Raw genomic sequence first — 268 nt, 5'->3', positions numbered from 1 at the left:
TACAAGAGATTTTCATATACCCTAAGGCACTAGGATGAACGTAGTCAAAATAATCTTGTGGAAGAAAAAGGATAGGGTGCATATCAACTAATGTAATTCTAGATCTTAGAGAAGGTACTGTATTAATCCAATATTTATCAATTAGCTGATTATAATCTCTTATATTAGCGCTTATAGTCTCATAGTTAGGTAGTGTATTAGCAACAGCCGGTGAAATTCGAATTATTTTAGCGAGAAAAATTTGTGTTTTTGTATTACTTGCAAGTAT

General features: G+C 31.3%; 1 protein-coding gene. It reads right to left on the bottom strand.

The features are described from left to right. A partial coding sequence (locus tag JWG40_RS12610) for an SGNH/GDSL hydrolase family protein (protein ID WP_476737529.1) occupies window positions 1–268 on the bottom strand: 268 nt, incomplete at both ends.

Source organism: Leptospira abararensis (genome assembly GCF_016918735.1).
GTDB lineage: Bacteria > Spirochaetota > Leptospiria > Leptospirales > Leptospiraceae > Leptospira_A > Leptospira_A abararensis.
This window is presented reverse-complemented; position numbering and strand designations above follow the sequence as displayed.